Genomic DNA, 20,587 nt, shown 5'->3' on the forward strand with positions numbered 1-20,587 from the left:
CATCAGAGCAGCTCGCCATTGGTGCAGCGCGTGCACATGTCGGCACCGGCCCAGCCGCAAGGGCGCATGTCGGCCGCTTCGCAAGGCGTCGCGTCGGTGCAGCCGCAGCCGCGACAGATCGTCGGATGCGCGTCAACAGGGGCTGTCGCCAACTGGCGGTAGACTGCCGCGTCGATGCGCATGGCGCGATTAATCATCGCCAGCGTGTCGGCATGGCGAGCAACGACGCCGGGGGTTTCGAGCTGGCGCAATAGCGCGCGCAGTTCGGCCTGCGCATCACCTTGGCCCATGCGGCGTGCTTGCCCCGCAGGATGCTTGGCCGCGATCAGCTCGGCGAGCTGGTAGATCGTGAGGCCAGCGGCCTTGCGGCGCAGTGCGAGGTAGCTGGCGGGGGTGAAGGCAGGCAGCACGCCAAACGGCGGCGGTGGCGGCACAGGGCGGCCGAACAGAGGGGCATGGAACATGCGTCAGGCTCCTTTCTTGCGGGTGGTGTCGGGGTTGGGGTTGCGGAAAACCCAGCAGTTGACCGTCTTTCCGGTGACCGAGTTGACCGCCTTGTTCTCGAGGAAGCGGCGCGCCTTCGACGTCTTGAGCAGGCGCTTCAGCTCCTGGCTGGTGCACGGCATGCGCAGGCCGTTGGCTGAGCAGCGGGACTCGAATTGAACCAGGCTGATCGCGTGCAGATCGGTGCCGCGCGCATGGTCGATCGGATTGTCGGGCGTGCTCGGCAGCGAGCAGTCCTGGGCGTGGAAGTGGTCGAACCGTTCCCAGAACAGCGTGACGTGCGGATGATCGGCCTCGGTCACCCGGTGGCGCTCGACCAGCATCGACAGGATCAGGTCGTGCGCGTCCTGGACGTCGCGATTGGTGAGGTTGGTGACGACAAGCCGCAACGCGTCGAGCATGGCCGCGAGCTGGGCGTGGTTCTTCGCGAAGCGGTGATCGCCGCAGCCGGGATGGTGCAGCATCGCGGTTTCGTGGCGGGCGAAGGCCTCGAAATAGGCTTTGAGGATCTGCTCCTCGCGCCGCACGATATGGATCGGGAAGCCCGAGATCGCCTTGACGTCGATCGACTTGAGCGCCTCGCCGGCCTTCTTGCCCTCGATGCTGAAGCGGCCCTTGTCAAAGTGCAGGCCCATGATGCGCTCGCGCACCGCAGGCGATCCCTCGACGGTGTCGTTCTGGGCGATGACGATCGCGCCACGGAAGGGCGGCTCGAACGTCTCCATACCGCCGTTGGCGATAGCGCGGGTGCGGACGGCACGGCCGTTATAGGCTGTCTTCAGCTCGTCCCATTCGAAGCGCTTGGCGTGCGGCGTGTCCTGACCGCGGTCGCCTTCGATCAGCACGACCGGCAGATTGCCGACCTGGCCGAGCGTGCGGGCGATGCCGGCGTTGGTCGCCTTGGTCGGGTCGAAGCCCTCGTAGGCGGAGCGGCCGAGCAGCTTCCACAGGAACTCGAGCAGCGTCGTTTTGCCGCTGCCCGGCGCGCCGGTCATCTCGAGGAAGCCCAAGCTCTCCTGCTTGGCGCGGACATGCTCGGCGAACAGTGCCAGCACCCAGAAGGCGAGCACGACCAGCCCCTTCGGGCCATAGGCGGTGACCAGCGGCGTGGTCCATGACAGGTCGAGATTGTCGGGGTCGTATGCGATGCGCAGCATGCGCTCTGACGTGCGCAGCTTCACCGACCGCTTGCCGAGCACGAAGTAATCCTCGTCGTTCGGCTCGTAGACGCGGCCCTTGTGCACGGCGGTGTCGCCGAAGATCCACGCCTCGTGATCGATCGAATAGCCGGTGAACTGGATGGCCTCGACGACTTGGATGTTCGCCCATTGGCGCTGCATCAGCTTGACGATCTGATATTGATTGCCGGTCCACAGCGCGCCGGGTGCGACCGAGGCGAGCCGCTTCATGAAGTCGCCGGATCCGGCGCATGCCGAGCCGGAAAAGGTCGCCTTCACGGTCGCGCGATCAGACGGGAAATCGACGCGTAGGAAGTAAGCGCCTTCCTCTAGGTTCGGGTCGCGCTGGTAGTAGAGCGTGCGGAAGGTGCAGTTGGCGACCTCCTCGATCTCGACCGCGCGCTCGGCCGCCTTCTGCCATTGCCGGTCGAATGGCAGTTCCTTGAAGTCGGCAAGATCCGGCTCGCTGCTCTCCAGCATCGCGGCCAGCTCGGCCTGGATGCGGTCGATCGAGAAGTTCGCCCAGAGCTGGCGACCGCCAAAGGTGACCGGGAAGTTGGCGAATTTCTCGCGCTCGTAGATCAGCAGCGCCTTTGCTGTGGCGCTCGGCGCGATCGTGATCTCGCCGTTCCAGCGATAGGTGGCGAGATCCTCGGGCTTGAGCCGGTCGCGCTGCCCGAGGTCATTCCAGTCGAGCTTGTCGCCTTCGCCATCGGGGCGCACCTGGGCGGCGCCCGAGCGCCATCCCTCTTCTGTCGCGCGCTCGTGAAACTTGCGGGTGAAGTGCACGCCAGCGCGGCCGACGTCGAACGCCCAGACCAGCTTGGGGCCGGCGAGGTTAAGCTCGCCACAGACGCGGCGAAGATCGGCGAGGAAGTGCTCGGGGTAGACGTTGCAGGTGAGCGTCGAGACGGCGCGGATCTTGCCGCGCTGCACCAGGTCGATCGTGTCGAAGATGCCCTCGGCAAGCCACAGCTCGTCGGCCCGAGCGAGATCCTCGAGGCCGACGCCGGGATACATCCAGCAATGGCCGCGATAGCTGCTCCCATAGGAGAAGGTCGCCTTCTTCTTGCCGAAGCGGCCGGGCTGGTCGATCAGCCGCTGCCAATAACCGCCGCCGGGGATCGGGAAGCGAACGGCGGCTGAGGTGATCTGCAGCTCGGGGTCGCGATACCATTCCTGCGTGTAGGATCCGCGCAGGCCCATGAGGTTGAAGCCACGTGCGGCCGACAGATAGGCGTCGGCGGCGGCATGGGGATTTTCGGCAGTCTGTTTGTGGCGCTTCGACCAGTTGTCAAAGATGTCGGGGTAGAGTTCCTTGACGTGCCGCTCTTCGCCGCAGCGATTCACGCGGCCGCACTTCACGACCCAGGGGGCGTCGGCACGGGCATAGGCCTCGCGCTTGCCGCACTTGCTGCACTTCCCCTCCTGCAGCCACGCGCCCTTGGTCTTGAACTTGTAATCGTTCTGCAGGCGCTTCAGCACTTCTGTGAGCAAATCGTCGCGCATCGCGGTGGTCGGTTCTTTCAGGCAAGCGGAAGGCGTTCCCGGAAGCGCATCGCGACCGGGTCGGTAAGCAGGTCAGGAGCGCCGGCGTCGGCGCGGGGTTGGGATCAGCCGCTCATGGGTGCGGCCTGCGTTGGCGGCTCCTGGGTCGCCGGCGGCTTGTCGTCGTTGGCAGGAAGTGGTTCGGTGTCGTTCGCCGGCCGCCAGTCACCGAGCGGCAAATGGATCGTCGGATTGGGCCGCGAGCTGGGCCGAACGGTGCGGATCAGGTTGAGCTGGGCGACACAGGTGTGCCCGCATTCGATATTATCGCATGCAAGGCGAAGCTCGCGCACGATGGGCGTCAGCTGCTCGCTGGAGCGTGCGATCATTCGCGTGCTGCAATGCGGGCAGGGGATGCCGGGCATTCTCGGTTTCTTGGCAGTCATGGTTGGGTTCCCCCCACGGTTTCCCCGCCCGGCCCCGCGCCGAGAGGATGGAAAGACGAGAGACGCCGACCAACGACCGCCATCGCAGATTGGGCTTCTTCGAGTTCATGTTCGGCGCGGTGGACCTCGCGAGGCCCGGCACCGGGATGGGTGACGGCGAGCACGGCCGCGAGCGCTTCGCCGTTTTCCTTGGCCGCAGTGGCGACGGCGGCGGTGAGGGCGAGGCGGTTGGCCACCCGCTCCCCGATGCCGCGATCGAGCAGCTGGAGATAGGTTTCGGAGATCGGCGCGGTGTCGCCGCCTGCCTCGATAAAAGCGAGGTCGAGGGCGACGCCCTGAGCGACCGTCGGATGCGCGTTCGACTGCGGGTGCGACCATTTGCGCACGAGCCGCTCGCTGCGGTCGACGATCTGCGCCATGCGCGGGTAATCGATCTTGCCCGCGATCGTGCTGATCGCCTTCGAGAAGGTTAGAGGTTCGCGAGCGAGGGTCAAAACGGCACCTCTGCGCACGGACCGCAGAAACCATCTTCCGGGGTTCCGGCCTCAGTGGTGGCAAGATCGATCAGGCAATGGCGACACCGGCTCTCTGCCTCCGCCAGCTTCTGGATCTCGGTGCAGACCTCAGGATAGGCCTTGAAGATCTGCGCGAGCCGCCGTTCGGCGGTGCGATACTTTTTTCGTGCGGCCGCAGCGCGCTTCAGCTGGGCTTGATGCCGTTGCACGATGGCATCGCGGCGCGCGACGAGCTTGGTGAGGGCGGGGCTCACGACCGCGCCTCCGGGTGCAAAACCGGGCTCCGATCGCACGCGACGATCGGAGCGCCGGAAGTTACGACGCCCTTATGCGAGTGGCAGGGGGCCGAGGCGTCGTGGGAGAACAGGTCGGGTTGCTCTTCGAAGTCGGCGGGTACGCCGTTCGGAAAGATAATGAGCAGGGCGGTGACCGGGAGCCGAAGGCGGCGGGCAGTCCGCAGCACGTGGGGTTGCTTGGCAGCCGGAACGCGGCCGCGCGTCTTCCAATCCTGAACGCTGGACGGAGACTCCGATAGTTCGCGCGCCATGGGCCGGGTGCCGCCGAACACGTCGAACAGGGTGAGGGTGCTGCTCATGATTCGCGGTGTGCGTAATTTCCGACGCTATTGCAAGCGTAAAATACGGACGGACGGTGTTCGAGTTTTACGCGACTGAACTGAGAATGGATTCGGGTGCTATCCGACTGAAGCAGCTGCGCGAGAGCGCGCCAGTAAAGCTGAGCGTCCGCCGCGCAGCGAAGGGGGCGGGCATGCCTCCGGGATCCTATGCCGCCTACGAGGACGCAAAACGGTTCAAGAAGCGCTTCATCCCCGTTGAACTGGCGCACTCGTTGGTGGGCGTCTTTGGCGAGCATGGCATCGCGCGCGAGGCTGTGCTCGCGCTTGCTGGTGTAGGGCCGGATGCGCCCGTTATCGAAGCGCCCGCGCCCCCGCCCGTCCAATTCGTGACGATGCAGGTCGCGCTTCCTAGTGAAGCTGCGCTCGCGCGGATGTTTGAGGGGCTGCTGCGACCCGTCGATTATCAAAATCAGAGCGTGGCCGAACTCGCTCAAATTCTCGCTCGGCGGCTTCCAACCGGTCTCGCGCAGCTTCAAGATCTGATGCCGGCACCCGCGCTGGCCGCATCGCCCGAACGCGGTGCAGATCTTCCAGCTCTCGCCACAGATCGTCCCGCGTCGCGGCGATGACCGAGCACATGACATCGCACCGCGCGCAGGCCTGTTCGCAGCCGGGCGAGTTGCGGAATACGGGTTTGCTCATGGGCGCGTCGCTCGAATCGTTGTTCTCGTTGTGTTCTGCTGACACGGCGAGCGCGTTGTAGGAAATATCTTTCTCGGGGGGCGGTATGGAAAAGAAGGCTGGCGGCGTCGCGCGTGCAGTGGGCGCGTGGATCTGGGTCGTGTTCGCCAGCATCCTTCTGATCGGCTGCATGGTGAGCGGTTGGTGGGTCGGCGTGCTGTTCTTCGCCGTTTCGATCGCAGCCGCATTGCCGCCGCTCAAAGCCCACCTGCTTCCAACGATTTCGGGCGCAGCCCGCATCGCGGCATCGACTGTCGCCGGATTCCTCGGTTTTATCGTGATTGGCGAAAGCGCGCCGCCGGTGGACCGTAAAGCGACATCCGAGAAGGTCACGGCAAGCACCGCATCACCTAAGGCGGAGGCGGTAGAACAGAAGGCGCTCGCGGAGGCCCGTTCGACGTCGTTTCATGCGTTCTACGAGCGAGTGATCGACGCAGCGCGACCGTGCGACGAAGCCAACACCAAGGCGGCGGAAACGCTCCAGGCGGTGTCGAGCGGCGGCGCAACGGTCTATGACGCCTATGGCGCGGCCAAGGCCGCTGAGGAGCGCTGCTCGGGAGTGTCGGCTGAAATGGCCCGGATCGATGTGCCCGAAGAGATCGACGATGAGGCGGAGGACAAGGCCGAGGAAGCTGTCAGCAAATGCCGCAATGCGTATCTGATGCGCGCGATGTCGTTGCAGACGATGCTGGAGGTGATCGACGGCGACGCAAAGCCGTCGAAGATCCAGGAGTATAAGGAGCGGGCGGAAGCGGGTCAGGGCGGTGTAATGCTTTGCGTCGCCTCCCTGTTTGACGCCGCGTCCAGTGCCGGCGTGGAATTGAAGCCCAAAAAGAGCTGAGGCGTGTCGATGATATTTCTCTGCATCGCGGCGGTCGCGATTGACGGTGACACGTTGCGATGTCGGGGTCTCGGCCGCGTCCGCCTTGCCCGCATTGATGCGCCGGAACTGCATGGGTGCCCCCCGCGCCGTCGCTGCGCGCCGGGGGATGGCAAGGCTTCGCAGCGTAACCTTGCCCGAATGCTTGGCGCGCGCGTCACCTGTGAACTGGTCGATGCCGATCCTCGAAAGAAGGGGTTTCAGGCGCGCGACCGGTTTGGGCGACCGGTGGCGCGGTGTTCAAGCGGCAGAACGGATCTGGGCGCGGCGCAATTGCGTGGCGGGTATGCGGTGCGCTGGCTGCGCAGCTGAGGAATCAAGCCCGCTCTAGCTTGATCGACGTCGTGAAGCCCCGATCGCTCAAGCTGTGCGCGACCTCGCTGATCCGCCACGGCACCGCGTCGATCTCGCTCTTGAAACCGCGCACCACGACCTTCTGCTCGGGCATCAGGTCGGCGCGGCCGAACGCGAGTGAATAGTCGAAGGTCGCGGCCTGGCGCGCGGCGCGGCCCGATGCGGCCTTCGCCGCGGCGCGCGCCTGCGCCTCGCTGGCATAGGTGCGGGACAGCTTCTTCGCGCCATCGGCCTTGCCGACCGTAACCTGCTTCTTCTTCGCCGCCTTGCGATCGTGCCAGGACGCGGTGGCGCCGGTCGAGTCATCACGCTTGGCAAGCCGGTAGCTGTGCCGATCGCCGTCGCGCCGACGCAACGTGACTTCGGCGAGCGGCTTGCCGGTGGCGGTTTCCCCCTGCCCGATCGGGACGAGGATGAGCGAACCGCCCTTGATCGTCGCGACGGCATCGTGCTCGCGCCCCAGACGGCGCATGAGCGCCATATCGCTCTCGCGGCTCTGCACGAACGACTTGAGCTGGATCGACGCCAGTGCGGCTGCGCAGCGGCCCTGCAGGCCGTTCCTGCCCGCGATCTCGTTGACGATCGCGCCGAGCGTCGTGTCGTGCCAGCTCTTTTCGCGTCGCGCCTTGAGTTCGCTGGTGAAGTCGGCCGATCTGGCGGTAATGCGTACCTGGTCGGGCGGGCCGCTATGTTCGACCTCATCGACCTTGAAGCTGCCCTTATCGACCAGCCCCGGCGTGACGTCGCGCCCCTGCGCCCAGCCGAGCTGCAGCTTCAGCACCGCGCCGGCCTTTGGCATCTCGAGCTTGCCGTCGGCATCGTCGAGTGTGATTTCGAGCTGATCGGCTTCGTCGCCGCGCTTCTCGGTCAAGGTGAGCGAGATCAGCCGCGGGCGCACCTTGGCGGTGATGTCGAGCAGCTCGGCTGCCGCGTTGAAGATCGCCCCGCGCAGATCCTGCCCGCCGAGGGTCAAGCGGAAGTCGGGGATGTTGGCGCTCATTCGCTGTCCACGCGCACGAGGTCGAGCGCGAAGTCGATGCGGCGCGGCGTGCCGTCGTCGAACAGGTGCTTATGCCGTTCGTCGAGCGCTGTGATGGCGAAGTCGCCGAAGACACGGCCGGCTCCATCGACCAGCGGCCAGTATTCGCCTGAGCCGGCCATCTCGCGCAGCTCGTCGATCGAGGCGCGGCCGTCCGACAGCTCGGCATAGCTGCTGCCGCTGATCGTCACGCTCTCGTCGCCAGGTCCGACGAACTGAAACGCATCGCGCGCGCCGATGCGCTTGCTGCGCTCGTGCCGCCAATCGGCGCGGCGCTGCAGTTCGTCATGCGCCAGTGTCGAGACGTGGAAAGCGAACATGCCAAGCGACATCAGGATCATGCGTCACCCCCAATCCGGCGCGTCGGCGAAAGAGCCGCCGGTGCCCGGCTTGCGGCGGCGCTCTTCATCAAGGATCCGACGCACTTCCTCGGCGATATCTTTGGGTCGCTGGTCGGGCGTCGCGAAGATCTGGATTGTGATCGGCGCCGTCGCCATGGCCTGTGCAGATGGATTCGCAGCGCCTCCCGCGTTGCCCGACATGCCGCCGCCCGCGATGGCCGGTGCAGCCGCGCCCAGCGCCATTGCCGCGCCAAGTTCGCCCGCCAGCCGGTCGATGCGACGCAATGGCTGGCGTTGACCGCCAGCGATCCCCTCGTCGAGGCCCTCCATCATGAAGCCGCCGAAGCCCATGAAGACGCGCGAGGGCGATTGGATGCCGAGCTTTTGCTTGAACCAGCGCGCGGCCGAGGACGCCGCATTGACGATCGTCGATTTGAGCGCGCCGAGCATCGCCGTCACGCCACGGATCAGGCCTTGGATGATGTTGCGCCCGGCCTCCATCATCTGCCCCGGCAGCGGGCCGCGCAGGAAGTTGAGCACGGCCGTGAAGGCGCGGAAGAACATGCCGAACGGCGTGAAGTTCAGGATAAAGCCGGTGATCGCGGCGATTCCCGCGCTGACAGCCGACTTGATGCCCTCCCACACGCGACCAAAGAAGGCGACGATCGCGCCCCAATTGTTGTAGATCTTGTAGGCGGCATAAGCGAGCAAGCCGACGACTGCGACGACGGCCAGGATGGTTCCGATGATCGGAAGCAGCCCGACGGACGCGATGCCGCCCGCTACGCCCATGGCGATCAGGCCGGAGTTGAGCAGCACGATCGGCCCCATGATGCCGGCGATCGCGATACCGGCGCCGCCGAGCACCACGAACAGAGCGGCCAGCACGCCGGCGGTGAGCGCAAGGCCCTTCGCCAGCCTCGGATTCTCACGCGCCCATTTGGCAAACGCCTTCGCGCCGGCGCCGACCTTCTGCGCGAGCGAGGTCGCCGCAGGCAGGATCAGCGTACCGATCGTGATCGACAGGTTCTGCATCTCGACGTTGAACTGCCGGGATTGCTCGGCCGCGTCGCGCAGCCGCTCGGCGAAGTCGGCATCGGTCGTGCCGCCAGCATTGCCAGCCTCGGCGCGGATCTTGCGATATTCCTCAAGGTTCTGGATCAGCGGGCGCAGCGCCGCCTGCACTTGTGCATCTTCGAACAGGAAACCCATCTTCGACAGGTCGCCGCCGAGCGTCTTCTTCGTCAGCTCGGCGATGGCCTCGAGCGGCGTCTTGCCCTCGGCATATGCCTTCTTGAGCGCGGCGGGCAGATCGACGCCATAGTTCTTCTTGAACGCGCGGATCGTCGCCGGCGACGTGATCTTCTGGAGCAGATTGGCGACGTTCGTCGCCGCCGAGGCGGAGTCGCCAGCGCCCTTGCGCGCGATCTGCAGCGCGGCGGCGAGATCCGCGACGGCGGGCGCGCCCTTCTGCCCGAGCGCCTGACTGGCGGCGGTGAGCGCAGGAAAATACTGCGCCATATCCTTGATCTCGAACGCGCCCTTCTTGCCGGCCGCCGCCATGATATCGATGACCTTGCCGGTCTCGGCGACGGGCACCTTGAGGTTATCGTTGGCAGCGAAGGCAGCGGCCGACAGATCCGCGATCTCGGCTTTGTAGGCGGTTGCCGCGCGGCCAATCGGTTTCATCATCTGCACGGCTTGGCGCGGGTCGAGCCCGAAGCCTGACAGCGAGTCGATACCCTCGCGGATGGCCTCGGGAAGCTGGTTCGCCGCGGATGCGACCTCGAGCACCGTGTCGCCCATCTTGCGGGCCGCGTCGCGGCTTAGATCAGCCTTTTGCGCGATGTCGGTCATCGACGACTCATGCGTCATCGCGTCTTCGGCCGTGCCAGTGAGAGGGCGCAGCATCGTGCGCCCGGTTTCCATGGCAGAGAAGCCGCCGGCAGCGAGGCCGGTCGCCATGTTCATTCCCTTGCCGAACTTGTCACGCGCCGCGCCGAACCGCTGTGCGCGATCGTTCGCTGCCCGCAAGCGGCGCTCCTGCTCGGCGAGTTCATCGTTGGTGCGAGCGATGTCGCCGCGCAGGCGGCGTTCGTGCTGCGCCAGATCTCCGGTGGCTATGCCGGCCGCGCCGAGCCGATCCCGCAGCTGCTGAAGCCGCGATCCCTGCTCGGTATATTCCGTCTTGAGCGCTGCCGATTCGCGCTTGGCCTTGGCGAAGTCGGCGGCCAGCTTCTTCGTGGGCGTGCCGGCTGCTTCGATCTGGCGCGCGAGGGAGATGACCTTGGCCTGCGCCTCGGTCATTTGTGCCTGGGCCGTGCGCAGGCCAGCCTTGAGTTCGCGAAAGCCGGCGATGTCGGATTGCGTGCGCTTGAGGTCGCGCAGGCGGTCGTTTGTCGCCTTCAGCTCGCGTGCCGCCTTGCTCGAACCGCCGGCGATATCGCGCAGTGGGCGGGAGACGCGGTCCCCCGCCTCGAGGAGCATGCGGATACGGAGATTGCGGTCCATCGCGGCCTCTCAGCGCTTTTCGGCTTGGGTGCGGCGCTCTGCCTGAGCGCGCCAGGCCATGAGTTCGCCGAGATCCATTTCGGCCATTGCGGATGGCGGCCAGTGAAACACGACCGCCAGATCCGCCATGACGTCTTCTACTCGGTTGGGGAGGCCGCCTGCTTTGCGGCCGTCGGCAGCAAAAAATCCATGACCTCGCCGCCGAACTGCATCAGGTCGGCGGGATCCATCGCGGCGTTCTTGTGAATCACCGGCATGGTGATGCGCGGTGCCAGCTCATGCAGCGCCGCCACGTCGAGCTGCGACAGCGCCATGAGCGTGAGGCCGCGCAGCTCGCCCGAGCCGGGCTTGCGCACGGTGATCTCGGTCCCCTTGGCGATCAGCACCTGGTCGCCGACCATCACGTTCTCGTCGAGCGTGAACTTGCGGAGCTTCGGCGCGCTGTCAGTGGTCTGGGTTTCCATGCTCACGCCCCCTTAGAACTGGCCGATGGCGGCGCGGTGCGCGGCCATGATATCGACGCCATCGACGATGCAGATGCCGCCAAGGATATCGATCTCGACTTCGGTGCGGCCGTTCCAGATCTCCTTGTAATAGGCGCAGGCCGTCTTGACCTTGAACTCGCCCATTTCGCCCGACTGCTGGTCGCCGCGGTCGATCTCCTCGTGCCGGCCGCGCACCACGATCTCGATCGTGGTCAGCTCGCCGGTGTCGTCGTTCTGGAACGACCCGACCCAGCGGATCTGCACGCCGGTGAGCGTCGGTAGGCCGTACTGGCGGATGACTTCGCGGATCGGGCCGCCGTAGCTGTGCTCGATGTCGAAGTCGTCGCCGCCGCCCAGGTCGAGCTTGACGGGACGGTCCATGCCGCCACCGCGCCAGCTCTCGAGCTTGCGGTCGAGGTTGGGGAGTTTCATCGTCTTCGTCTCACCGACATAGCCGATGCCATCGATGACGGTGGTCATGACCTTCAATACGCGGGGCAGGCCCATTTCTTTTCTCCGGGACTAGAGGGATCAGGCGGCGAGCGCGACCAGCTCGGCGAAGTCGGCGAGATACTCGTCGGTGATCTCCTGCCGCAGGTTGAGGTTTTCGAGCGGCGGGACCGGCGTGTAATTGTAGCGCACGAGCAGCTTGCCGGCCTTGAGGTTATCGACCGGGTTCATGTCGGCATCGAACCAGGCGGTCGCGCCCAGGATGCGCTGTGCCGCGCCGGGACGGGCGAGCTGGCGGAAGGTTTCGTTGATCCGCTCGATGATGTCGCGCGCGAGGCCGGGGGTCAGCGGCTTGTCGATCGCCCAGATCATGCCGAGCGCAATCGTGTCCGCGAGGATCTGCGCGGTGCGCGTGGCGGTTTCGAAGACGAAGTCCTTGCCCGCGTCGGTCGCCGGATCCGCGCAGGTGCGGTTGCCCCAGAAACGCAGCGCGCCGTTAATGCTGACGATCGTCGTGATGCCGGCTTCGTTGAGCTGATTCGCATCGGTATCGACCGACTGGAAGTCGAAGCTGACATCCTCGGTCATCCCGACGACGCCATCGACCGGCACGTTCGACAGCGTCTTGTGCCAGCCATATTCCTGATCGATGCGAGCACGCATGCCGAGCGCGTGCGCCACGGCGAAGCTGGTGACGGTGCCGGCGCCCGACTTCACCAGGAAGTCAGGTGCGATGAGCATCAGCTCGCGGCGGTCGAAGCTCTCGCGATAGGTGATCATCTCCGCGACCGTATCGCCCTGGCAGCGGGCATAGGCGAAGGCGCGCAGCTTCTTGGCGACCTCGGCCAGTTCATCGGCGACGTCCTCGCTGTCGAGGCCCGGCGCGCCGAGGATCCGCGGCTTGATGCCGAGCTGCGCCTCGGCGCCGAGCAGAAGCTGCAGGCCGGCGATGACGTTGATGTCGGTTGCTTCCTCGACGCTGACTTCCCCGGCCGCCACGCCGGGCGCGACGCGCACCAGGACGATCGGCGTGCGGACGTGCGTGGCAATCGCCTCGAGCGCCGAGCGACCCGTGCCGGTGGCGCCGATCTTCTCGATCGCATCGACGATGCCGGCGGGCGCGATCTTGATGCGGGTATTGAGCGGGAAGGCTGCGCCGTCAGCCGCCGGTGCGGTTACGACCAGGCCGATCACGCCGGTCGCGACGATGGCGAGCGAGCGGGCCGCCGTGGCGGCTTCGGTGACGCTGATTCCGTGCAGAAACGTCATGGGGTTCCTCTCAGTTGGGCGCAGGAGTGGGGTTGAGGGCGCTGCGTGCGCGAACGGGCAGGGAAAAATTGAACCGGGTGCGGCGGCCGGCGGGATCCCGCGCGACGCCGGCGATCACCAGCTCCGCGCCGCTCGCCGTGGTGGCGCCGCCCATGGCGATGCGCGACACGCGCACGCGCGGTTCCTGCCGCGACAAGGCCAGCGCCGCGGCCGCGTAGAGCCGGATGCGCGTGAGGCTGGTCATCGGCTGATCGAGCAGCTCGGGAAGCAGGGAGCCGTAGTCGCGGCGGCAGACCCGAGTGCCGAGCGGCGTGCCGAGAATGTCGGCGATCGATTGGCGCAGATGTTCGAGGCCGGCGAGCGGCTTGCCAGTGTCGCGGTTCATGCCGTTCATACCGGCACCCCCGACTGTGCCGCGCCGGCCTGCACCTGGCCATGCTTGTGCGTCTTGAGGCTGATGCTGCCGGCCTTCACGTCGGCATCGCTGGCGATCTCGCCATCGGCGTGAAGCTTGGCATCGAGCTGGACGTCGCCGGTGACCTTGAGCTTGCCGTCGATCTCGACATCGCAGACCAGCTTCGCGGTCCCGCCATCGGGCAGCACGACGTCGAGCTTCTGCGCCTCGGGATCGTAGGAGAGCTTGGCGCCATCGGCGAAAACAAGCACGACGGCGCGCGTGTTGCCTGGCGCCGGGTTGGCGTCGCTCGGCAAGCCGCGCAAGATCAGCCCGCCCGTCGTGTCGCCTTCCGGTGCCAGCACGAGCACCTGCTCGCCCTCGCTGGGCGGCATCCAGATGTGCGTGTCGCCCGCCGATCCGGTGAGCCAGGGCAGATCGCCAGTTTCGAGATCGCCGATCGTCACGCGGCACGTCGCCGCGGCGAGATCCACGGACGCGACCGTGCCAATGCGCAACATGTCGCCCAACAGGCGCTGAATGTCGGAGGGGTCGCTCATTGTGGCGGTTATGGCGACCGAGTGCCTGCCACGCGTCGATCGGCGCTTGTAGAGACCCACTCTACAAGCGCCGATCCCTTAACCCGAGCTTTCGTCCACCCCGAACGTATTCGCGATCCAGGCGGTGGCCGGCATTACGCCGGCATCTACGTTGCCGGAACCGGGATGGATGTGCCCGGCATTGTCGGCACCGATCGTGCTGTCATCGTAGCGCACCGTTGCCTCGATACCATCGGTGCTGACCACATCGACCTGATACCCGGCAACCTGGCTCTGGTGCATATAGTTCGGCAGGAAGGCGATCTTGTCATCGTCATATGCATCGAGCTTGTCGCGCAGGTAGGCGAGCGCACGCTGATGAATTTCATAGTCGCCATAACCGACCTTGTCGGCCACCATCGACGGATAGCAGCCGAAGCCGATATTCGGGTTGTGCTCGCGCCAGGCGCCGATGAGGCGGTCGACCTCGTCGACGTCAGCCTCCATCGCTTCGACGCCGACATAGATGCTGTTCTGCGGCGCGGACCAAATCACGAAATCGATCAGGTTGGCGCCCAGGCCGAGCAACGGCTCCAAGCGTGCAAGCCCCCACACGAAATCGAGGATATATCCGTTGCGAATGCGGGGATCGTTCGCGGCGGTCTCACCCGACGTAGCTGGCCGGATGAACGGGTTTCGCGCGCGACGGTAATTCTGCGCCGCACCGGCATCAGGTTCGGGCACGCCATCCGCCCCGCCGTTGATGTAATTGGTCAGCTCAACGCCATCCGAGACGGGCGCCATGAGATCGGTGTGGAAATGGGTGAAGTCGCCCAGGCGTCGCCCGCCGCGCGCCTCGCTGGGGATGCCGGGCAGCCCGCCATAATTCTGGCTGACCATCGAGCCGTGAAAGGAGACGTCGAGCCCGATCGCCGCCAGACGCGCGGCGATCACCGCGGCCTGAATCTGCTCTCCGATGCTGTCGCCGCCATAGAAACCGCGCAACGTGCCGGTGGCGGCGGCGCTCGAGATGCTGAGCGCGACCTGCCACCGTTTGAAATTCACGCTCGGCCGCAGTCGGTCGCGGATTTCGATGGTCAGCACACCGTCCATCTGATCGGTGTCGAGGGTGAAGCTGTCCGATCCGCGCCTCTGCTCCATATAGGACAATAGCGTGGTCTCGTTTCGGCTGTAGCAGGTGATCTCCAGACCCCGGCTCTCGAGCCGCTCGATCGAAGCGTTAAGCGGGAAGAACGGTACGCGACAGCCGCGGGTCAGATGCAGTCGACTCGGCATCGCCGGCAGGGTGATCTCAGCTTCCCGCACGAGCGATCCGACCGCCGCGACGTCAGCCGCCAGCGCGTCGAATCCCGCCTGCATCGCGGGTGCATCAAGATATCGATCGGTCAACGCGCGGTAGGCGATGCCGCCATTGGCCATCGCCCCGCTCAGCGCCGCATAGGTGGCGCCGCCGCGATACCAGCCGGTCAGGCGATCCGGCAGCGCACCAGGCACGACGACGCCAAAGCCCGCGCCGCTCGCGACGGTGACGCCGCCGGCGTTCAGCGCTTCCCACTTTACCGGGTAGCAGAAGCCCGCCTCGAGCGTGATCGCGCTGTCGAAGATCGCCGGCGCCCAAGTCGCTTCCGGCCCGCCAGCGGTCAGCCCGAGCGCCGCCAGCGACCGGGTGAATTCGGGGATCGCGAGCACGTCATCGGGATCGATGCCGGGCGGCTCGTTGACATATTCGGCGTCGGTCGCGCGCTTGTAGACCCAGAATTTGACCTGAGTCGCCGTCGCGGTGACCGCGAGCGGAACCTCGATGCCGCGAAGCAACGTGTCCGCAGCTACATGGTCGGCGCCGTCGCCGGTTTCTATCGTGACGCCCCAGCCAAGGAAGCCCGCATCGACGGGGAAGCTGTCGCTCGCGTCGCGCTCCGCCGCCGGCGCGTAACCAACCTTCAGTGCTTCGTCGTGCCGCCCGACCTTCTCGGCTTGATCTTCAACCTCGGCCTGCAGCATCTCCGCATCGAGATAGCGATCGGTCAGGGCCCGATAGGCGATGCCGCCATTGGCCATCGCCCCGCTCAGCGCCGCATAGGTGGCGCCGCCACGATACCAGCCGGTCAGGCGATCCGGCAGCGCACCAGGCACAACGACACCAAAGCCCGCGCCGCTCGCGACGGTGACGCCGCCGGGGTTCAGCGCTTCCCACTTCACCGGGTAGCAGAAGCCCGCCTCGAGCGTGATCGCGCTGTCGAAGATCGCCGGCGCCCAAGTCGCTTCCGGCGCGCCAGCTGTCAGCCCGAGCGCTGCCAGCGACCGGGTGAATTCGGAGATCGCCAGCACGTCATCGGGATCAATGCCGGGCGGCTCGTTGACATATTCGGCGTCGGTCGCGCGCTTGTAGACCCAGAATTTGACCTGAGTCGCCGTCGCGGCGACCGCGAGCGGAACCTCGATGCCGCGAAGCAACGTGCCCGCAGCTACACGGTCGGCGCCTTCGCCGGTCTCGATCGTGACGCCCCAGCCAAGGAAGCCCGCATCGACAGGGAAGCTGTCGCTCGCGTCGCGCTCCGCCGCCGGCATGTAGCCAACCTTCAACGCGTCGTCGTGCCGGCCGAGCTTGTGGTTCATGCCGGCGAATGCCGCGACTTGCGGCGCCATCGCGGCAGCCACCAACGAGGAAAGCGGACTTTGCTTGGCGATGCCAGCCTCGACAACGACGACGGTCTCGGCGCCGGTCGGCTCGGCAACGACGGGCAGTTCGGAAATCTTTGCCATCGGTTCAAACCCGCATGATGAAGTGGAGCGCCAGCGAGGGCTGAGAGACGTCGATCTCGACGTCGTGCGAGTGGAGGCCAGCCGCTGCGGTGGCGCCGGCAACTGTCGCGTCGTGGTCGTGACCGGGATCGTCGATGCCAGGCGGGACGGGCGCGTTGCCGTCCGGCGGAACAGCGAGCGTCTTGCCGGTGCCGCCGCTCGCCGTGTCCCCTTTGGTCGAATATTGGAACGTCGCGCCGGTTTGCGAAGACTCGATCGTGACGCCCAGCTCGCCGACGCCGTGCACGTGGCTGCCTTCCTCGCTGCTCTCGACCTCTTTGACGAACGCGCCAAAAGGGGCTCCGAGCGCATGGGTGGCGCTGGCACCCACCGGCACGCGGTCGCGCATGTCGGGAAGCGTGATATTGCCCGCGCCGTCGCTGCGCGCGATCGTCTGGCCGTGGCAAAGTGCCCAGCCGGCGGGAACCGCCTCGGCCGCGCCGAACCATTCGGCGATCAAGCCGATCGGCAGCACCATCGCGAGCACCTTGAAGACGTCGGCGGCAGTGGCGACGCGATCGGGCAACCTGTCCTCAAGCGCCGCATCGTCGGCGAGCCGCACCACGCCGGCCATTTCCGTTGTGGCGGGTGGATTGAGGAAGTTGGTGTCGCCGAACGTGATCGAGCTGACGTCGCCGGTCGGGAAGGCCATATCGAGCGCGAGCAGCATCGTCGCGGCCGTCGCCTTTTCGAAGATCGGCTCTGCCTGACCATAGACGGCAAAGAGTGTCCCGTCGGCCAGGAACAGGCCGAAGCCGCGGATGGTATAGGTGAGCGGTGCGGCATCGCGCACGATCATGTGCACGACGTTGTCGCCGCGCGCTTCTCCCGAGATCGTCGCGACCGATCGGAACTGGCCGGGCAGCGCAGTGAGTGTTGGCGCCACCACGAAAACCTGATCGGTCAAACCGACGCTGGTGATACCGAGATCAATATCGTCATCGACCTGGGCAGCGGTGAAGCGAGCAAGGCCCGCATTCGTGATGATGAGCGACAGGGCGGGCTCGGTCATAGCGTTCCATCCAGGAAATCGCCTGCATCGTCCTGAAGCGGCTCGCCGTTTTCGTCCTGGAGCAGGCTGGCCCAGGGCTGGCTTTCATCGACGGTGATCGTCATCTGCTCGCGCGAAAAGGCGAAGGCGCGGGCGACGCCCTGGACGCCAATCCCGCCGCGCGCCGCCACGGTCTGGAGCAGCGTGAAGTGCTCGCGCAGCGGCTTCGCGCCCGCGATCTCGCTCATGAGGCGATTGGCGAAGGCGGCCGAGGCGCGATAGCCGCCCCGAGCCACGCCGTCTTCGTCGACCAGCGGCAGCGAAACTTCGAACGTGTGCGGATCGCGTCGCGGCGTCGCCTCGTGCCATTCGACAATGCCGAGCCGATCGTCAAAGCGGCCGATTACCGACTCGATCGCCGCTCGCGTCCCCTTGATCCGATGCTCGGGAATGCTGTTCGCGACGGCCTCGCGCTTCGTTGCCTCCGGCCATGCGGGATCCCAGCTATCGACCGACATCGCCCAGGCCAGCCAGGGCAGCATGTGCAATGGACAGGTGGCGGGGTCCCAGAGCTGCGACAGTGGCAAGGGCACGTCGCTGATGCGGTTGGTGACTGCCGCGAGGCCGCGCTCGAGCGCGGTCGCGTTCGGCGGGAGGAGCGCGGCGTTACTCATCATAGCCGCCATGCGCGAGCGTGATCCCGGTGCAGCGGGCGGCCTGGGTTTTGCTGCACACGATGTCGGCCCAGCCAGGCAGCACCACGCGCTGAACGCCGGCGACACTCAGGGCGGCCTTGACGCTCGAATCGGTGATATCCCGCGCGAGCTTGAGGCTGTCGGCGAGATAGGCGTCGAGCCGCTCCCGCGCGGCCTGCAACACCAGCGCATGATCCGGGCCGGCGAAAGTGTAGATCGTCGCGTCGATCGCGAAGTCGATGATCTCGGCCGAGGCAACGGTGACCAGGTCGCCCATCGGGCGGATGCGGTTGCCGGTCACCGGCGTTAATACCGCTTCGACGGCGGCAATCGTCTCTGCCGGCGCGGTGCCGTCTCCGGTGCGTGAGAGCAGCGTGATCAGCACCTCGCCCGGAGCGGGCGAGCTGGCGCTTGCGTCGAGCACGTCGGGGTGCGCCGACTTCGCGTGGAAGACATAGGCCAGCTCGGGGCCGGCGCAGGTGAAGCTTTCCGGCGCGAGCACGATCCGCTGGCGGAGCGAGGCGTCATCCTCGAGGATTGGATCGACGCCATTGTCGGGGTTGCCGGGATCAATCTCCTGCCGGAAGACGCCGACGCGCAGCGCGATCTGGTCGAGATCAGCGCCGGTGGCATAGGCGGTCATCAGCGCATGAGCGCGATCGTTGAAGTCCTGTCGGATGAGCAGCTCGCCATAGGAGAACAGTTCGACCAGCTTCACGACGGGATCGGATGCGACGGTCGCGTCGAAGCCGGGGATGAGGGCCTGCGCCTGCGCAAGGTTGGCAGCGAGGATCGTGTCGAACGAAAGCTGTTCGATCACCGTCGGCGCCGGAAGGCTCGAAAGGTCTACGGACGAGGAGCTGGCGGCGATATCGGGCATTGGCGCCATGTCGGGGCGGGGTCCGATGCTCGGCTAGAGCGGGCGCTTGTAGAGTGCGATTCTACAAGCCTGCGGCCGTACTTTTCGAGCTGCAACCAGGTGGGCGAACGAACAAACCGAACCCGCTGCGCGCCAGAGCGCGGCATTGCATAGTTGGCACGATCGCCAGTAGACGTGGCTGCAATGGACAAGGCAGCTATTGCTCAAGCATCTCGCCGCTTGGCGATAGCTCAGAAGGCGCACGCCCTCTTAGCATCTGCCAGCAATCACGACGAGTTTTCGGATAGCTGGTACACGCTGATTGTCGCCGCGAAGAGCGTATGGACGCTACTGGAGCAAGGTTCCAAGTCGTCGCCGCAGTCGCGGCAGTGGTTCGGTGGTAAAAAACGTGAGCGGCGCGACGACGAGCTCCTCCAATATATGTTTGAGGCCAGAAACGCTGCCGAACATGGCCTGGAGGACGTCGTTCGTCATCAACCCCCTTACAACCGGCTAGAAGGACGCTTCGCGGTTGGTGAGACACCCGGTTTGAAAAGCGGAACCCAAATAACGGGAATGCAGCTAAATTTCAGTCGCGGCCTGAGCATTGTGGGCGTTGACCCGGAAGGGAATGACATATCGCTTCCGATTGAATCTAGGATCGTTGATTATCCGGAGACCAGCCGCCTAGCTTCCATCACGACGAGAGGGTCAGTCGTACTCAAGCCACCACAGAAGCATCTGGGGAAACACTTGATCGATGATCATCCCGCATCGGTAGCAAAGGCGAACCTCGATTATCTGGCCGCCATGATCGCAGAGGCTGAGGCGCTCTAACGGTTCGCCGGTTAGCTGGCGATGTGCTCGAGCACTTGTTCGATTATGGCCGCGCGATCGGCCTCGGTCAAACCAAGCAGCTCGCGGCGAGCGTAGCGGACCGGGCGCGCACCTGCGGCCGCGCGATCGGTCCCGCCCTCCTGGTGCACCCACGCGATCTCGGCGACGCGACCGCTGAAGCCGACCCATGCCTCGGCGTCCGTCGCGCCGCTGCGGAGGAAGCGGCCGTTGCGCAGCTTGCGAAACATGGCGCGCTGGCGGATTGCGCCCTTCCGCCGATACTTACCCTTTGAACCGGCGACATCGCCGGTTGGGAGCCATTTGGCGACGCGGTCCCAGAAGAAGCTGCGGATCGCGCCGGCCTCCTGGTCGAAGCCAGTGATCAGCGGCCCCTGGCGCACCCAGCTCGCCATGGTGACTAGGCGCGGTTCGTCGGCGCCCTTGGGATAGAGGAAGCGCAGCGGATAGGCGCCGGGCGCCGCGGCCTGCTTCGCCTTGCGCGGCGCGAAGGCCGAGCCATCGGGTTCGCGTTGGCGGCCGATGCGCTCGCGCTGCGACGTGGCGATCTGGCGAGCGACGGTGCGGAGGAGCTGGCGCTTGGCGCCACCGGACAAGCCCTGCAGCAAGGCGCCGCACAGTTCCTCGATTCGCTCAAGGCCGGCGTCGGCCAT

General features: G+C 66.0%; 24 protein-coding genes. 4 read left to right on the plus strand and 20 right to left on the minus strand.

Translation table 11 applies throughout. The features are described from left to right. Nucleotides 1–2: 2 nt before the first annotated feature. The 6 genes from VGD28_RS16395 to VGD28_RS16420 form a co-directional block, all read right to left on the minus strand. Nucleotides 3–464 (minus strand): hypothetical protein, encoded by a 462-nt coding sequence (locus tag VGD28_RS16395; protein WP_331029425.1) that lies wholly within the window; start codon nt 462–464, stop codon nt 3–5. 3 nt (nt 465–467) lie between these two features. After that, complete coding sequence (locus VGD28_RS16400) at nt 468–3,191, minus strand: toprim domain-containing protein (protein WP_331029426.1); 2,724 nt, start codon at nt 3,189–3,191, stop codon at nt 468–470. 104 nt (nt 3,192–3,295) lie between these two features. Next, nucleotides 3,296–3,616: an ogr/Delta-like zinc finger family protein gene (locus VGD28_RS16405; RefSeq protein WP_331029427.1), complete on the minus strand. Its 321-nt coding sequence runs from the start codon at nt 3,614–3,616 to the stop codon at nt 3,296–3,298. After that, nucleotides 3,613–4,110, minus strand: coding sequence for a hypothetical protein (locus VGD28_RS16410; RefSeq protein ID WP_331029428.1), 498 nt, complete (start codon nt 4,108–4,110; stop codon nt 3,613–3,615). Before VGD28_RS16410 ends, VGD28_RS16405 begins: the two co-directional genes overlap by 4 nt. After that, on the minus strand, nt 4,107–4,385 hold the full coding sequence (locus VGD28_RS16415; protein WP_331029429.1) for a hypothetical protein: 279 nt from the start codon (nt 4,383–4,385) through the stop codon (nt 4,107–4,109). Before VGD28_RS16415 ends, VGD28_RS16410 begins: the two co-directional genes overlap by 4 nt. Beyond that, nucleotides 4,382–4,726 carry a carph-isopro domain-containing protein gene (locus tag VGD28_RS16420; RefSeq protein ID WP_331029430.1) on the minus strand — a complete coding sequence of 115 codons (345 nt, stop codon included), beginning with the start codon at nt 4,724–4,726 and terminating at the stop codon, nt 4,382–4,384. Before VGD28_RS16420 ends, VGD28_RS16415 begins: the two co-directional genes overlap by 4 nt. Before the next feature lie 56 nt (nt 4,727–4,782). On the opposite strand from VGD28_RS16420, the gene VGD28_RS16425 reads away from it, so the two are divergent. The 3 genes from VGD28_RS16425 (at nt 4,783) to VGD28_RS16435 (ending at nt 6,641) form a co-directional block, all read left to right on the plus strand. Then, entirely contained in the window at nt 4,783–5,337 is a 555-nt protein-coding gene (locus VGD28_RS16425; RefSeq protein WP_331029431.1) for an XRE family transcriptional regulator, read from the plus strand. A gap of 158 nt (nt 5,338–5,495) precedes the next feature. Continuing rightward, nucleotides 5,496–6,290 (plus strand): hypothetical protein, encoded by a 795-nt coding sequence (locus VGD28_RS16430; RefSeq protein WP_331029432.1) that lies wholly within the window; start codon nt 5,496–5,498, stop codon nt 6,288–6,290. Between the two features lie 9 nt (nt 6,291–6,299). Then, nucleotides 6,300–6,641 carry a thermonuclease family protein gene (locus VGD28_RS16435; protein WP_331029433.1) on the plus strand — a complete coding sequence of 114 codons (342 nt, stop codon included), beginning with the start codon at nt 6,300–6,302 and terminating at the stop codon, nt 6,639–6,641. 4 nt (nt 6,642–6,645) lie between these two features. Here VGD28_RS16435 and VGD28_RS16440 read toward each other — a convergent pair whose 3' ends face one another. From VGD28_RS16440 to VGD28_RS16500, 13 genes are all read right to left on the minus strand, one after another. Next, complete coding sequence (locus VGD28_RS16440) at nt 6,646–7,683, minus strand: contractile injection system protein, VgrG/Pvc8 family (protein ID WP_331029434.1); 1,038 nt, start codon at nt 7,681–7,683, stop codon at nt 6,646–6,648. Beyond that, the gene (locus tag VGD28_RS16445; protein ID WP_331029435.1) at nt 7,680–8,063 is read right to left on the minus strand and encodes a phage tail protein; all 384 of its coding nucleotides are present in this window, start codon (nt 8,061–8,063) and stop codon (nt 7,680–7,682) included. Before VGD28_RS16445 ends, VGD28_RS16440 begins: the two co-directional genes overlap by 4 nt. A gap of 3 nt (nt 8,064–8,066) precedes the next feature. After that, a complete protein-coding gene (locus VGD28_RS16450; protein ID WP_331029436.1) occupies nt 8,067–10,574 on the minus strand; it encodes a phage tail tape measure protein in 2,508 nt (835 codons plus the stop codon). A 9-nt stretch (nt 10,575–10,583) separates the two neighbouring features. After that, entirely contained in the window at nt 10,584–10,703 is a 120-nt protein-coding gene (locus VGD28_RS16455; protein WP_331029437.1) for a GpE family phage tail protein, read from the minus strand. Nucleotides 10,704–10,711: 8 nt separating this feature from the next. Then, the gene (locus tag VGD28_RS16460; protein WP_331029438.1) at nt 10,712–11,038 is read right to left on the minus strand and encodes a phage tail assembly protein; all 327 of its coding nucleotides are present in this window, start codon (nt 11,036–11,038) and stop codon (nt 10,712–10,714) included. A 12-nt stretch (nt 11,039–11,050) separates the two neighbouring features. Continuing rightward, nucleotides 11,051–11,566 (minus strand): phage major tail tube protein, encoded by a 516-nt coding sequence (locus VGD28_RS16465; protein WP_331029439.1) that lies wholly within the window; start codon nt 11,564–11,566, stop codon nt 11,051–11,053. A gap of 24 nt (nt 11,567–11,590) precedes the next feature. Then, the gene (locus tag VGD28_RS16470; RefSeq protein ID WP_331029440.1) at nt 11,591–12,778 is read right to left on the minus strand and encodes a phage tail sheath subtilisin-like domain-containing protein; all 1,188 of its coding nucleotides are present in this window, start codon (nt 12,776–12,778) and stop codon (nt 11,591–11,593) included. 10 nt (nt 12,779–12,788) lie between these two features. After that, on the minus strand, nt 12,789–13,172 hold the full coding sequence (locus VGD28_RS16475; RefSeq protein WP_331029441.1) for a GPW/gp25 family protein: 384 nt from the start codon (nt 13,170–13,172) through the stop codon (nt 12,789–12,791). After that, a complete protein-coding gene (locus VGD28_RS16480; protein ID WP_331029442.1) occupies nt 13,169–13,732 on the minus strand; it encodes a phage baseplate assembly protein V in 564 nt (187 codons plus the stop codon). The genes VGD28_RS16475 and VGD28_RS16480 overlap by 4 nt, the downstream gene beginning before the upstream one ends. 78 nt (nt 13,733–13,810) lie before the next feature. Beyond that, nucleotides 13,811–16,495 carry a hypothetical protein gene (locus VGD28_RS16485; protein ID WP_331029443.1) on the minus strand — a complete coding sequence of 895 codons (2,685 nt, stop codon included), beginning with the start codon at nt 16,493–16,495 and terminating at the stop codon, nt 13,811–13,813. 4 nt (nt 16,496–16,499) lie between these two features. After that, nucleotides 16,500–17,546 (minus strand): hypothetical protein, encoded by a 1,047-nt coding sequence (locus tag VGD28_RS16490; RefSeq protein ID WP_331029444.1) that lies wholly within the window; start codon nt 17,544–17,546, stop codon nt 16,500–16,502. Beyond that, on the minus strand, nt 17,543–18,199 hold the full coding sequence (locus VGD28_RS16495; protein WP_331029445.1) for a phage tail protein I: 657 nt from the start codon (nt 18,197–18,199) through the stop codon (nt 17,543–17,545). The genes VGD28_RS16490 and VGD28_RS16495 overlap by 4 nt, the downstream gene beginning before the upstream one ends. Then, the gene (locus VGD28_RS16500; protein WP_331029446.1) at nt 18,192–19,100 is read right to left on the minus strand and encodes a baseplate assembly protein; all 909 of its coding nucleotides are present in this window, start codon (nt 19,098–19,100) and stop codon (nt 18,192–18,194) included. The genes VGD28_RS16495 and VGD28_RS16500 overlap by 8 nt, the downstream gene beginning before the upstream one ends. Before the next feature lie 183 nt (nt 19,101–19,283). On the opposite strand from VGD28_RS16500, the gene VGD28_RS16505 reads away from it, so the two are divergent. Next, nucleotides 19,284–19,916 carry a hypothetical protein gene (locus VGD28_RS16505; protein WP_331029447.1) on the plus strand — a complete coding sequence of 211 codons (633 nt, stop codon included), beginning with the start codon at nt 19,284–19,286 and terminating at the stop codon, nt 19,914–19,916. A gap of 11 nt (nt 19,917–19,927) precedes the next feature. Here VGD28_RS16505 and VGD28_RS16510 read toward each other — a convergent pair whose 3' ends face one another. Further along, entirely contained in the window at nt 19,928–20,587 is a 660-nt protein-coding gene (locus tag VGD28_RS16510; protein WP_331029448.1) for a phage virion morphogenesis protein, read from the minus strand.

The sequence above is a fragment of the Sphingomonas sp. genome, from assembly GCF_036402235.1.
In the GTDB taxonomy this organism is placed as follows: domain Bacteria; phylum Pseudomonadota; class Alphaproteobacteria; order Sphingomonadales; family Sphingomonadaceae; genus Sphingomonas.

What these genes read in the sequence shown, in the direction of transcription:
- VGD28_RS16395 (WP_331029425.1), bottom strand. Translation starts at nt 464, where the DNA reads ATGTTCCATGCCCCTCTGTTCGGCCGCCCTGTGCCGCCACCGCCGCCG.
- VGD28_RS16400 (WP_331029426.1), bottom strand. Translation starts at nt 3,191, where the DNA reads ATGCGCGACGATTTGCTCACAGAAGTGCTGAAGCGCCTGCAGAACGAT.
- VGD28_RS16405 (WP_331029427.1), bottom strand. Translation starts at nt 3,616, where the DNA reads ATGACTGCCAAGAAACCGAGAATGCCCGGCATCCCCTGCCCGCATTGC.
- VGD28_RS16420 (WP_331029430.1), bottom strand. Translation starts at nt 4,726, where the DNA reads ATGAGCAGCACCCTCACCCTGTTCGACGTGTTCGGCGGCACCCGGCCC.
- VGD28_RS16430 (WP_331029432.1), top strand. Translation starts at nt 5,496, where the DNA reads ATGGAAAAGAAGGCTGGCGGCGTCGCGCGTGCAGTGGGCGCGTGGATC.
- VGD28_RS16435 (WP_331029433.1), top strand. Translation starts at nt 6,300, where the DNA reads ATGATATTTCTCTGCATCGCGGCGGTCGCGATTGACGGTGACACGTTG.
- VGD28_RS16440 (WP_331029434.1), bottom strand. Translation starts at nt 7,683, where the DNA reads ATGAGCGCCAACATCCCCGACTTCCGCTTGACCCTCGGCGGGCAGGAT.
- VGD28_RS16445 (WP_331029435.1), bottom strand. Translation starts at nt 8,063, where the DNA reads ATGATCCTGATGTCGCTTGGCATGTTCGCTTTCCACGTCTCGACACTG.
- VGD28_RS16450 (WP_331029436.1), bottom strand. Translation starts at nt 10,574, where the DNA reads ATGGACCGCAATCTCCGTATCCGCATGCTCCTCGAGGCGGGGGACCGC.
- VGD28_RS16455 (WP_331029437.1), bottom strand. Translation starts at nt 10,703, where the DNA reads ATGGCGGATCTGGCGGTCGTGTTTCACTGGCCGCCATCCGCAATGGCC.
- VGD28_RS16460 (WP_331029438.1), bottom strand. Translation starts at nt 11,038, where the DNA reads ATGGAAACCCAGACCACTGACAGCGCGCCGAAGCTCCGCAAGTTCACG.
- VGD28_RS16465 (WP_331029439.1), bottom strand. Translation starts at nt 11,566, where the DNA reads ATGGGCCTGCCCCGCGTATTGAAGGTCATGACCACCGTCATCGATGGC.
- VGD28_RS16470 (WP_331029440.1), bottom strand. Translation starts at nt 12,778, where the DNA reads ATGACGTTTCTGCACGGAATCAGCGTCACCGAAGCCGCCACGGCGGCC.
- VGD28_RS16475 (WP_331029441.1), bottom strand. Translation starts at nt 13,172, where the DNA reads ATGAACGGCATGAACCGCGACACTGGCAAGCCGCTCGCCGGCCTCGAA.
- VGD28_RS16480 (WP_331029442.1), bottom strand. Translation starts at nt 13,732, where the DNA reads ATGAGCGACCCCTCCGACATTCAGCGCCTGTTGGGCGACATGTTGCGC.
- VGD28_RS16485 (WP_331029443.1), bottom strand. Translation starts at nt 16,495, where the DNA reads ATGGCAAAGATTTCCGAACTGCCCGTCGTTGCCGAGCCGACCGGCGCC.
- VGD28_RS16490 (WP_331029444.1), bottom strand. Translation starts at nt 17,546, where the DNA reads ATGACCGAGCCCGCCCTGTCGCTCATCATCACGAATGCGGGCCTTGCT.
- VGD28_RS16495 (WP_331029445.1), bottom strand. Translation starts at nt 18,199, where the DNA reads ATGAGTAACGCCGCGCTCCTCCCGCCGAACGCGACCGCGCTCGAGCGC.
- VGD28_RS16500 (WP_331029446.1), bottom strand. Translation starts at nt 19,100, where the DNA reads ATGCCCGATATCGCCGCCAGCTCCTCGTCCGTAGACCTTTCGAGCCTT.
- VGD28_RS16505 (WP_331029447.1), top strand. Translation starts at nt 19,284, where the DNA reads ATGGACAAGGCAGCTATTGCTCAAGCATCTCGCCGCTTGGCGATAGCT.
- VGD28_RS16510 (WP_331029448.1), bottom strand. Translation starts at nt 20,587, where the DNA reads ATGGCCGACGCCGGCCTTGAGCGAATCGAGGAACTGTGCGGCGCCTTG.